This window comes from Centipeda sp. (in: firmicutes) (assembly GCF_057271695.1).
Window position 1 is genome coordinate 1 of record NZ_DBHIVL010000075.1, and the last position, 10,210, is coordinate 10,210.

Annotated in this window: 12 protein-coding genes, 1 tRNA gene and 1 pseudogene; 4 read left to right on the top strand and 10 right to left on the bottom strand. The window is 55.6% G+C overall.

What is annotated here, in order from left to right; translation table 11 throughout:
• Positions 1-597 precede the first annotated feature (597 nt).
• The 5 genes from nirJ2 to mtaB form a co-directional block, all read right to left on the bottom strand.
• Complete coding sequence (nirJ2, locus tag ACO6BQ_RS10330; protein WP_489120807.1) at positions 598-1,791, bottom strand: putative heme d1 biosynthesis radical SAM protein NirJ2; 1,194 nt, start codon at positions 1,789-1,791, stop codon at positions 598-600.
• Positions 1,792-1,799: 8 nt separating this feature from the next.
• Positions 1,800-2,990: a putative heme d1 biosynthesis radical SAM protein NirJ1 gene (gene nirJ1 / locus ACO6BQ_RS10335; RefSeq protein WP_489120799.1), complete on the bottom strand. Its 1,191-nt coding sequence runs from the start codon at positions 2,988-2,990 to the stop codon at positions 1,800-1,802.
• A gap of 29 nt (positions 2,991-3,019) precedes the next feature.
• Positions 3,020-3,652 (bottom strand): TetR/AcrR family transcriptional regulator, encoded by a 633-nt coding sequence (locus tag ACO6BQ_RS10340; protein ID WP_489120800.1) that lies wholly within the window; start codon positions 3,650-3,652, stop codon positions 3,020-3,022.
• A gap of 168 nt (positions 3,653-3,820) precedes the next feature.
• Positions 3,821-3,898: transfer RNA gene (locus ACO6BQ_RS10345), tRNA-Arg, on the bottom strand.
• Between the two features lie 82 nt (positions 3,899-3,980).
• Positions 3,981-5,261: a tRNA (N(6)-L-threonylcarbamoyladenosine(37)-C(2))-methylthiotransferase MtaB gene (gene mtaB, locus ACO6BQ_RS10350; protein ID WP_489120808.1), complete on the bottom strand. Its 1,281-nt coding sequence runs from the start codon at positions 5,259-5,261 to the stop codon at positions 3,981-3,983.
• 376 nt (positions 5,262-5,637) lie between these two features.
• Here mtaB and ACO6BQ_RS10355 point away from each other — a divergent pair, with 376 nt between their 5' ends.
• The 4 genes from ACO6BQ_RS10355 (at position 5,638) to ACO6BQ_RS10370 (ending at position 7,570) form a co-directional block, all read left to right on the top strand.
• Positions 5,638-6,468 (top strand): hypothetical protein, encoded by an 831-nt coding sequence (locus ACO6BQ_RS10355; RefSeq protein ID WP_489120801.1) that lies wholly within the window; start codon positions 5,638-5,640, stop codon positions 6,466-6,468.
• Positions 6,469-6,480: 12 nt separating this feature from the next.
• Positions 6,481-6,666 carry a YjfB family protein gene (locus tag ACO6BQ_RS10360; RefSeq protein WP_315452002.1) on the top strand — a complete coding sequence of 62 codons (186 nt, stop codon included), beginning with the start codon at positions 6,481-6,483 and terminating at the stop codon, positions 6,664-6,666.
• A 100-nt stretch (positions 6,667-6,766) separates the two neighbouring features.
• Complete coding sequence (locus tag ACO6BQ_RS10365) at positions 6,767-6,946, top strand: hypothetical protein (RefSeq protein WP_066845856.1); 180 nt, start codon at positions 6,767-6,769, stop codon at positions 6,944-6,946.
• Positions 6,947-7,228: 282 nt separating this feature from the next.
• On the top strand, positions 7,229-7,570 hold the full coding sequence (locus ACO6BQ_RS10370) for a hypothetical protein (RefSeq protein WP_489120802.1): 342 nt from the start codon (positions 7,229-7,231) through the stop codon (positions 7,568-7,570).
• 93 nt (positions 7,571-7,663) lie between these two features.
• Here ACO6BQ_RS10370 and ACO6BQ_RS10375 read toward each other — a convergent pair whose 3' ends face one another.
• From ACO6BQ_RS10375 to ACO6BQ_RS10395, 5 genes and pseudogenes are all read right to left on the bottom strand, one after another.
• A complete protein-coding gene (locus ACO6BQ_RS10375; RefSeq protein WP_489120803.1) occupies positions 7,664-8,980 on the bottom strand; it encodes an S-layer homology domain-containing protein in 1,317 nt (438 codons plus the stop codon).
• Between the two features lie 219 nt (positions 8,981-9,199).
• Positions 9,200-9,460 carry a Txe/YoeB family addiction module toxin gene (locus tag ACO6BQ_RS10380; RefSeq protein WP_489120804.1) on the bottom strand — a complete coding sequence of 87 codons (261 nt, stop codon included), beginning with the start codon at positions 9,458-9,460 and terminating at the stop codon, positions 9,200-9,202.
• Complete coding sequence (locus tag ACO6BQ_RS10385; protein ID WP_489120805.1) at positions 9,460-9,735, bottom strand: type II toxin-antitoxin system RelB/DinJ family antitoxin; 276 nt, start codon at positions 9,733-9,735, stop codon at positions 9,460-9,462. The genes ACO6BQ_RS10380 and ACO6BQ_RS10385 overlap by 1 nt, the downstream gene beginning before the upstream one ends.
• 4 nt (positions 9,736-9,739) lie before the next feature.
• On the bottom strand, positions 9,740-9,880 hold the full coding sequence (locus tag ACO6BQ_RS10390; RefSeq protein ID WP_489120809.1) for a secretion protein HlyD: 141 nt from the start codon (positions 9,878-9,880) through the stop codon (positions 9,740-9,742).
• A 129-nt stretch (positions 9,881-10,009) separates the two neighbouring features.
• Positions 10,010-10,210: pseudogene (locus tag ACO6BQ_RS10395) on the bottom strand (hypothetical protein); the annotation flags it as partial.

The window sequence follows — 10,210 nt, forward strand, 5'->3', positions numbered from 1 at the left end:
CGGACGAAAAAATCTACGCCAATCTGACGGACTTCATTTTATCAGCGATTCCTTGCATCGCAGCCTCGTATCTGATATAATAAAGACACAAAAAAGAGAACCGTGACAAGACGGCTACCTCTTCACAGGAAACGATTTAACCGCTCCGGTTTCGAAGGCAGGGCGGTTATTTCTTTGATACTGCGAGGATGTAACCCGTAGCGAATACCAGAATCAGTATGCACTCGTAGCTGTCCATATGCACCACCTCCCACTTACAGGATCGGGAAGGTGAAGAATGTAGCCGCCATTGCTTGTCTTTGGTTCTCTTCCTCTATTATACACATATTTATCTCAATAGCAACACGAAAGGGGCTGTTGCATGAACGCCCCTATCGGCTCGCTACGCTCGCCACTTCCCCCGCTCTGGCGGGGGAAGCTAAGATGCCATAATCCTAGCCTCCCCCGTACGACACGGGGGAGGGGGACCGCGTAAGCGGTGGAAGGGGCACTTGTAACGATATTGATGATACATATAGTACAGATACGTATGACAAGAAAAGGGGCTGTTGCACGAAGCTAGAAAACTTCGTGCAACAGCCCCTTTCGTCTATTCTCTTACGCTTCTCCGCGCCGCCCGTGGTACAGACACCACGGTTCCTCTGCCATGAAGTCACCGTCATGGTAGTACGCCGCACGCGCACGGCAGCCGCCGCACGCCTTCTTATAGTTGCACGAGCCGCAGCCGCCGCCGTAGTCGAGCGTACGCAGCTCCTTGAACACCTCGTTTTTCGCCCAGATCTCATCGAACGGCGTTTCGCGCACATCCCCCAGCTCACGGTTGAGGTACGCACACGGCTGCACCTTGCCACGCGGACTGATGATGCAGTACGTCAACCCCGCCAAACAGCCGCGCGAGAAGCGCGTATCCACACCGAGCTGATCGGCAATGCGCAGGAACTGCGGCGCACACGTCGGCTTCAGCTCGATGTCCACCGTCTCCTGCTTCCGCATGATGCGCGAGAGGACATCCTCATATGCCTCTGCACGCAGCGATTCCTCCTCAATCGTCTCTGCGCGTCCCGTCGGCACGAGGAAAAAGAAATGATGTGCCTTCGCCCCGATCTCCACGGCAAAGTCCGTCATCGCCTCAAGCTCGTGTGCGTTCCAGTCCATCACCGTCGTATGGATCTGGAACGGCAGCCCTGCCTCGCGGCAGTTCATCATCCCGCGTACCGCGCCGTCCCAACCGCCGGGGAACGAGCGGAACGTATCGTGCTTATTCTTGTCGAGCGAGTCGAGCGAGATGCCCATCCCGCACGCACCCGCTTCCTTGAGAGCCTTTGCCATCGGTAGATCAATGAGCGTCCCGTTCGTGCCGAATACGGGGATGAGCCCAAGCCCACGCGCATAGGAAACGAGTTCGAGGATATCGGGGCGCGTCAGCGGCTCCCCGCCCGAGAAAATCATGATGCGGAAGCCCGCCTTTGCAATCTCGCGCAGGAGCTTCTTGCCTTCCTCCGTCGAGAGCTCCTCGTCTGCGCGGCAGCCCGCGTCGCGGTAGCAGTGGGCACAGTACATATTGCAGGCATTCGTCGTGTTCCACGAGATGATCTTTACCCCGCCGCCCGCAACGCCCTTAGGATGCCCCTTCGGCATCCCCGCAGGGTGTCCTCCGGGATGTCCCATGCCGTGCGGATGTCCGCCGGGGTGACCGCCCATATGCGCGTGGGGATGTCCCGCACCCGCAGGATGTCCCGCCGCGTGCGGATGCGCCCCCATCGTCCCCTGTGCGGCATGCGCCGCCTCCATCGGGGCGCTCACAGCGCAGCCCTCGTCAGACCGATTTCCTCATCCGTCAGATAGCAGGACGGATCGGACGCCCAGAAGTCCCCCGTCCGCGCCTCGGCACGCGTGCGGAAATTCCCGTTGCACCAGCTGAGATACTGACATTTCGCACAGCGTCCCTTGAGCAGCGGCTTCCTGTCCTTCAGCCCCGCGAGGATCGGATGCGTCATATCCTGCCAGATCTCGCCAAACTTGCGCTCACGCACATTGCCGAACGTATGGTGCTGCGTGAACTGATCGGGATGCACATAGCCCAGATGATCGACCTCGCCGAACGCAATGCCCGAACGGTTGCCGCCATTCGCGCCAATCAGCTTTTTGATCTGCTCCGCCCCTGCATCGTTCCCCTCCGCGAGTGCCTTCAGATACATATAGACCCCGTCGCAGTGGTTGTCCACCGTCAGGATTTCCTTTTTCAGACCGCGTGCCTCAAAATCCTTCGTCCGCGCGATGATCGTATCCATCGCACGCCGCGACTCCTCTGCCGTCACATCCTCATCCATCATCTGTCCGCCGCGCCCCGAGTAGACGAGGTGGTAGAAGCAGACGCGGTTGATGCCCTTCTCCTCGATAAAGTCGAAAATCTTATCGAGCTCCATGATATTGTGATGGTTGATCGTAAACCGCAGCCCCACGCGCTGCCCCACGGCGACGCAGTTCTCGATGCCCTCCATCGCACGCTGATACGCGCCCTCGACCCCACGGAACATATCGTTCACCTCCGCGAGCCCGTCGAGCGAGATGCCAACGTAGCCGACACCGAGATCCTTGATCCGCTGCGCCACGTCACGCGTGATAAGCGTCCCGTTCGTCGAGAGCGTCGGACGCACACCTTGATCCCGCGCATACTCCGCCAACTCAAAGAAATCGGGACGGATCAGCGGCTCGCCGCCCGAGAAGAGCAGCACGGGCACACGGAACTCGGCAAGCCCGTCAATGAACCGCTTTGCCTCCTCCGTCGTCAGCTCGCCGTCATATTTCTGCCCGTCCGACTCCATATAGCAGTGACGGCAGCGCAGATTGCACGTGCGCGTCGAGTTCCAGACCACCACGGGGCCCATCCCCTCCGCCGCGCCGCTCTTCATGCTGTGCGCGTTATGCCCATAGCGCAGCGCATCGCCATAGTATTCATCCATAAAAAGAAGCTTCGTTACACTGATCATCAAGATCTCCTAATACACAATACACAAAACTAGCTGGGAACGTGCTCCTCGTTCCGCTTTCGAATTCCATCGAGCAGGAGACGCGTCTTGAGCGCGATATTCTCCTGATACGACAGATCAAGATAGCTGAACGCCGCCGCCTGATAGAGCGAGTGGAACATCTCCGCAATCAGATCCACAGGCACATCGCTGCGGATCTCCCCCGCCGCCTGTCCCTCGCGGATGATCTCCGTGAACACCTGCTTGATCTGCGGCGTCATGCGGCTGCTCGGCGGCTTGCCCACGTGCGGCGGCATCTCACCCGACATCCCGTGTGCGCCATGGTGTGACGCCGAAAGGAAGAGCGGCATGACAAAGCGGTTCTCATCGAGGAACTTCGCCGTCACGCGCGCCCCCAGCTCCAACAGCTCCAGCGACGTACGCTCCGCCGCACGCGCCTCCGCGAGTGCCATACGAATCGTCTCGCTCAGACGCCCGAGCAGAGAGAACAGCAAATCTTCTTTCGAGTTGAAATAATTGTAGAACGTCCCGATCCCGAGATCCGCCGTGCTCATAATATCTGCAACAGAGGTCTCCTTGTAGCCCTTCTTCGAGAACTCACTGATCGCTGCTTCGAGAATCGTCTTGCGGGATTGCAGCTTCTTGCGCTCCCGGCGGCCCATCTTCTCCTCCAAAAGAACTTCACCCTTTCTTTCATCATACAGATCCATTATAGCGAAAAAACATCTTTTTGAAAAGAGAAAAATGAACGGCGTTCATATTTTCATTCTCAGTCTTGTAATTGAGAACAACAAAAAACGCCGACCACAGTCGACGTTCTATATCCAAAATGGTGACCCAGGAGGGATTCGAACCCCCGACCCTTTGATTCGTAGTCAAATACTCTAATCCAGCTGAGCTACTGAGTCACGTGTCTTGCGACTTGATTATAGTACCAGATTGGGCGGAGTGTGTCAAGGGCTTTTTTGAAAAAGCCCCCCATCGCCTGCACTACTCCACCAGCTCCCCCCAAATCCCATCACGATAGAGATGCGTCAGCCGCACGGGCGCAATCTCACCGCGCGTGACGGGCGCATCCGTATAGACGCGCACATACGTCTCTGTCAGCCCGTCCGTCACGCCGTCCTCCTGTGTCTCAAACAGCACCTCTGCCACCGAGCCGAGCATGGAGCGATGATATCCCTCTGCCAGTTCCTCCGCAAGGGCCTGCATCCGCGCGGCACGCTCCTTGCGGACCATCGGCGGCACCTGATCCGTGCGCCGCGCCGCAGGGGTTCCCCGCCGCGCTGAGTATGGAAAGACGTGCATACGGGCAAAGCCCATCCGCCGCACAAAGTCCATCCCCGCCGCAAAGTCCGCCTCCGTCTCCCCCGGGAAACCCACAATGATATCCGTCGAGATCGCCACTCCCGGCACTGCCGCACGCACCTCCATGACAAGCTGTGCGAACTGCGCCGTCGTATAGTGACGGTTCATCGCACGCAGCACAGCATCACTCCCCGCCTGCAGCGGCAGATGCAGATGTGCAGCAAAGCGCGGCTCCGTCCGCATCAGTTCGAGGAGATCCGCCGACAGCTCCACCGACTCCAGAGAGCCGAGCCGCAGCCGCCGCAGCCCCTCCTCCGCGAGTGCCGTGCGGCACGCATCCGCGAGCGTCGGACGCTCCGCAAGATCAATCCCGTACGCCCCGAGGTGAATCCCCGTCAGCACCACCTCATGAAACCCTGCATCGACGAGGAGGTGCATCTCACGTGCCACCGCAGAGAGTTCGCGCGACTTCACAGGACCACGTGCGTATGGGATGATGCAGAACGTGCAGAAGTTTTGACAGCCGTCCTCGATCTTGAGAAATGCGCGTGTGCGGTGCGGCAGCGCGTGCAGCGGGATATCCTCAAAGACACGCGCCTGCATGATGTCTGTAATCGTCCCCGCCACGCCCGTATCCGCGCGGAGCGATGCCTCCACATAGTCCACAATGCGTGCGCGCTCCTTCGTCCCGATCACCACGCGCACCCCATCGAGTGCACGGATCTCCTCGGGCGCGACCTGCGCATAGCAGCCCGTCACCGCAACACAGGCGGCGGGGTTCGTCCGCACCGCACGGCGGATCAGCTGCCGTGACTTGCGATCGCTCAGATGCGTCACCGAGCACGTATTGATGACATAGACATCCGCCCGCTCCTCGAACGGCACCACATCGTAGCCGCGTGCACGAAACAGCCCCTCCATCGTCTCCGTCTCGAACTGATTTACCTTGCAGCCGAGCGTCATAAATGCAGCCTTCAACTTATGCCCTCCTCCCCACCTAAATTCATACGGAGCGTTTGATAGAGCGGCGTGCCCCTATAAGTGAACCCTAGTGAAGCAAGTGAGTAAAGGGGGCGTTCTGCCCCCTGCGGACTTCTTTCGTTCAAGCGCAGCGCGTTTAAGAAGTCCGCAGGTATTTAGGCAGATAAGCACACGATCACTTGCGTAACGAGGCGTTCACGTTAGGAGTTGCCGCTCAGACAACAGTTTTTATATTGTATCACAAATCAAACGCTCCGCAATAAATTTTTCTCCCAAAACTAATGACATTTCCACAAAAAACGATATAATATACATAGGAAATTATACCCATGCCATCACCATGGAAGGGGGACCATATATGGCAACCATATCGCAGATGACCGGCGCAGCACGCAGCATCTATAGCTCGCTCTACGCCAACAACTCGCGTACGGACGCAACCGCAGCACTCTTTGGCGATCAGAAGACACGTCGGCAGAGAGGATCCAGCCTCTACTCCGCGCAGTATCGCAGCAGAGAGTCGAGCGCACAGGAACTCAGCTCCATCATGGAGATTGCCAACCAGGCGCGAAACCTCCGCAAGTCCTACGCTGAAACTAGCTCGAAGTTCTACGCCGAGTACGACAGCAACATGAAGGATCTCAGAAAGTCCGCCGGCAAGCTTAGCAATACGGACTTCCAGCTGAGCAGTGCCGACATCAAGACCAACGCCGACGGCTCCAAGACCTACAGCGACAAGCTCAAGGCCGCCATCGACAACGTCAAGGATCTCGTCAGCGAGTACAACGAGACCAGCGACTTCCTGCAGGACAACAAGAGCCTCGGCAAGGGGGTCCGTCAGCTCGTCACCGAGTTCTCCGACACCACGTACAAGGCGGACTCCTACGCCAAGATGGGCATCACCGTCGATGCCAAGACAGGCAAGATGAGCGTGAACGAGAGCCGCCTCGCCCGTGCCCTCACCGACTCGCCCGCACAGTCCGAGGCAATCCTCGGCAAGGGAGGCCTCGCAGGACGCGCCGACCGCCACGCACAGTACGCGCAGATGTCGCGCAGCCGCGTCATCCCATCCATGGAGCAGGCAATCGGCAGCCAGCTGAACTACGCTGCGAACATGCTCAACGGCAGATCCCTGCCCACCATGTCACGCTACTCAAATATGCTGAACCTCTTCAGCATCTATGTATAGGGGGAGAATAAAATGGATCTCACAATGGATATCGCACAGATGTCAGTCGGTATGCACCAGGCACAGGCACAGCAGAGCCTCGGCATTGCCGTCGCAAAGATGGCAATGGACTCCGGCAAGGATGCCCTCGACCTCATCGAGGAAACCACGGCAAGCATCGACCCGAGTCTCGGCAACAGCATCGATATTTACGCGTGAATATGGAAAAGCTCTCCTCCTCACGGCATATGAGGGGGAGCTTTTTCTTGATTTTCGATACAAAAGGAACTATAATGAGCATATGGAGGAGGGATTTACCATGGCGACGAAAAGCATTCTGAAGAACGTCAACATCCGAGGAAGGCGGCGTGTCCACGATTTTGTGAACGCCTTGGAACGCTCCATCGAACAGCCCGAAAAGGAAGTCCTCCTGCAGCGCCCCGTAGTGGAGATTCATGCAGATCGAATCAAATCTTTTTTAAGAGATTATGAGCGATAAAGGTATCACGCTATGGTGGGCTATCAAAAAGTAAATCTATCTGAACTACTGTCCGGAACGGAGGATGCAGAGCAGCTGCATCGTATCCTTTCGGATTTTTCATGTCCATATAACAAGGACGTAGAGGATTTCCTCCATACAAAGGCCATCGAATTTACGCGACAGGGATATTCCGCCACCTACCTGATATTTGCTTCCTATCAGAACCATCCGGTGTTGGTCGGATATTTTGCTCTTGCCCCTAAATTCTTCCATATCAATCTAAAGAACACAAGCAAGACATTGGGAAAACGCATCCGTAAGTTTGCGCGTTACGACGAAGGAATGAAATGCCATCTTGTTTCCTCCATCCTGATTGGACAGCTCGGAAAGAACTATACCCATGGATACGACGTGCTGATCCGAGGAGAGGAACTTCTAAAGATTGCCTGTGATACTGTGCGGGAGGCACAACGCATCACGGGAGGTCGGCTTGTCTACCTAGAGTGCGAAGACGTGCCCTCTCTCATACGCTTCTACGAAGAAAACGGATTCTCATCATTCGGTACGCGAGAGTTGGACGGAGACGAAAAGGACGCATTCTCCGGCAAATATCTCATTCAGATGGTGAAATATCTGAAGTAAATTGTGCATTCCGATTCGAGCATAGTAAAATCCCCCTCCGAATGGAGGGGGATTCGTTATGCAGCGTATGCTGCAAATTGTGCCGTGTGTGGATTAGAACAGGAACTCAACGCGGCCGAAGAGCTTGGAAACGCGATCCTTGCCCTCGTCGTTCTTTTCGAGCGTCTTGCCCTTGAAGTACTTTGCGGAAAGAATGACATTCTTCCAGAGCGTGTAGTTCGTGCCGATCTCGACACCCTTCGAACCGAAGAGTGCACCATCCTGTGTTGCATAGACCGATGCCAATCCGAGGTGACGGTAGGCAACGTATGCACCCCACGAGCCCTTGTCCTCAGACTCTGCGCCCTTGTAGTCGAAGCTGACCTGATAGGACTTCTTCCACTTGCTGCCGCCATCGCTGCTATCGATGGAGCTGTTGTTTGCGTATGCACCGGAGAGGAAGCTGTTCTTGTCGAAGTGATATCCGAGGTTGGCAGCCCAGATATTCATCTTCTCCTTGCCATTCTTCGTGATGTCCTTGAACGCTTCCGAGCCGAGACGATAGTAGCCGAGGCCCGCAACGAAGTTGTTCTTGTTGTACTGGAGGCCGATATGCTGATAGTTCGCCGTCTTTCCACGATCATAGCTATCGCCGTCTTTCTGAAGCTCCGCATCGAGATCGAAAACCTTGCTGTTATAGGTTCCGTCAAGATTGAAGCGACCAGCCTGCAGTGTAGCCTGCAGATCCTTGCCGAACGTGACCTCCGCGCCCGAGAAGTCAGCATCGAGAACGATTGCGCCCGGAGCCGCATATGCCTCAGAGGAGAGGAGCTCCATCTTGCCGAGCTTCACCTGGAACTTGTCGTAGTCGCCCTGTGCCCATGCACGCTTAAGGCCGACCGTCGAATTCGTATCGTCCTTCATGCTGTTGCCTTCGGCATCGAGACGTGCATGCACCGTCCAATGGTCGTTGACCTCAGCCGTCGGCTCGAGGCGGAAAACATACTCGTTTTTGTTCTCGCGAGTGCCTTCAGGACGCTCGCTCGTGTAGGTGTACTCGAGCTTACCGTTCCACTTCACCATGTCGGCATGCTTCTCGAGGTTCGAGACGCGAACGCCGAGGTTGTTGAGCTCGTCAGCGAACTCAGCAGCGAGACGGTCAACAAGTGCGCGATCCGAGACGGGCATGTTCTCCTTTGCCATCGCCTTTGCAACCATCTGCGCCATCTCATAACGCGTGATGTTGCGGTCGCCGCGATAGGTGCCGTCGCCGTAGCCCTCAACAACGCCGTCAGCGGCGAGCTGGGTCACAGCATCGTATGCCCAGTGGTCACGGGGCACATCGGAGAACGGGTTCGCAGCTGCGAACGTCGTCGAGGCTGCACCGACAACGAGAGCCGTTGCGAGTGCGGATACGAGAGTCTTCTTCATAAGAAACTCCTCCTTCTGTAAAACAGATAGTGTCTGATTTCCAATGGAGAGACCTCGCAAAAGTATCCATGTTTCCTTTTCGCGATGGGTTCTCATCCCTTGGAACGGTTTTATCATAGCACGTCGCTGTGGAAATTGCAATACCCAATCGTCAAAAAACTTTATAGCAGGTTATAATTCTCGGCTTATCTTTGTTCATGTGGGGATAAGTAAGGGCTGTCAGCTCTCGTAATGTCCACGGCAGGAAGCAATATGAATCGTTCCATCCTTCTCGTAATAGACAATACGATTCGTCTCATCAACGCGTCTGCTCCACCATCCACTGAGATTCCCTCGAAGCGGCTCTGCCTTGCCAACCCCATCGAGAGGGCTTCTCTGAATATCGCGGATGATGGCATTGAGCCGTTTCAGTGTCTTTCGATCCTGCGTCTGCCAGTACAGATACTCTTCCCACGCACGATCTTCCCAAAGCAACCCCATCAATCCACCTCAATCAAATCATGTTCGGCAAAATGCGCCTTCCCCATCTCAATATCACGCTTCAATTCTTCCAAGTAACGGATATTGCTTGGCGAATAAAAAGGATCATCGCTGCGCTCCGCCGAGATCTCGAACGGGATTCTCTGCTCGCGCACTGCTGTCTTTGCGAAGACGCAGAACGCTGTCGTCATCGTCATCCCGATTTCGGAGCAGAATTCGTCGAACTGCCGCTTGAGGTCTGCATCCATACGGATGCTCACACTTGCCTGTGCCATGTTTTCACCGCCTTTCTATTTTAGGAAGCACTGATAAATTCAGCACCGCCGTCTTAGCACATCTTTTTCGCCCTGTCTGTGTCGACAAATCCTCCACATAGCTTTGGCTATGCGTCCGGTTTGTCTCCTTGACAGGACAAAAAATCTATACCAATCCGACGGACTTCATTTTATCAGCGATTCCTTTATTACATTGTATGAAAATATTTGTGCGTTGTCAATTTGTTTTGGTGCAAGATAAAACGGACGCAGGAGATTCTGCATCCGTTCCCATTCACAGCATTGCCTTGTAGCGTGCCCACTCAGATTCGGGAATAGCAAGCGTATCCATCGCACTCTCTGCCGATACACGAAACTTTTCCATGATCTTTTTGATGGAAAAGACACGCTCCTTTTCGCTCACTTCTTTGCGGACTTCTGCGCTCACTTCTTTGCGGACTTCTGCGCTCACTTCTTTGCGGACTTCTGCGCTCAC

Bases quoted from the DNA above. Each gene is read 5' to 3' on its own strand.
- ACO6BQ_RS10380 (WP_489120804.1), bottom strand. From the start codon at position 9,460: ATGGGGTTGCTTTGGGAAGATCGTGCGTGGGAAGAGTATCTGTACTGG.
- ACO6BQ_RS10365 (WP_066845856.1), top strand. From the start codon at position 6,767: ATGGCGACGAAAAGCATTCTGAAGAACGTCAACATCCGAGGAAGGCGG.
- nirJ2 (WP_489120807.1), bottom strand. From the start codon at position 1,791: ATGGAGGCGGCGCATGCCGCACAGGGGACGATGGGGGCGCATCCGCAC.
- mtaB (WP_489120808.1), bottom strand. From the start codon at position 5,261: ATGACGCTCGGCTGCAAGGTAAATCAGTTCGAGACGGAGACGATGGAG.
- ACO6BQ_RS10355 (WP_489120801.1), top strand. From the start codon at position 5,638: ATGGCAACCATATCGCAGATGACCGGCGCAGCACGCAGCATCTATAGC.
- ACO6BQ_RS10375 (WP_489120803.1), bottom strand. From the start codon at position 8,980: ATGAAGAAGACTCTCGTATCCGCACTCGCAACGGCTCTCGTTGTCGGT.
- nirJ1 (WP_489120799.1), bottom strand. From the start codon at position 2,990: ATGATCAGTGTAACGAAGCTTCTTTTTATGGATGAATACTATGGCGAT.
- ACO6BQ_RS10340 (WP_489120800.1), bottom strand. From the start codon at position 3,652: ATGGGCCGCCGGGAGCGCAAGAAGCTGCAATCCCGCAAGACGATTCTC.
- ACO6BQ_RS10360 (WP_315452002.1), top strand. From the start codon at position 6,481: ATGGATCTCACAATGGATATCGCACAGATGTCAGTCGGTATGCACCAG.
- ACO6BQ_RS10385 (WP_489120805.1), bottom strand. From the start codon at position 9,735: ATGGCACAGGCAAGTGTGAGCATCCGTATGGATGCAGACCTCAAGCGG.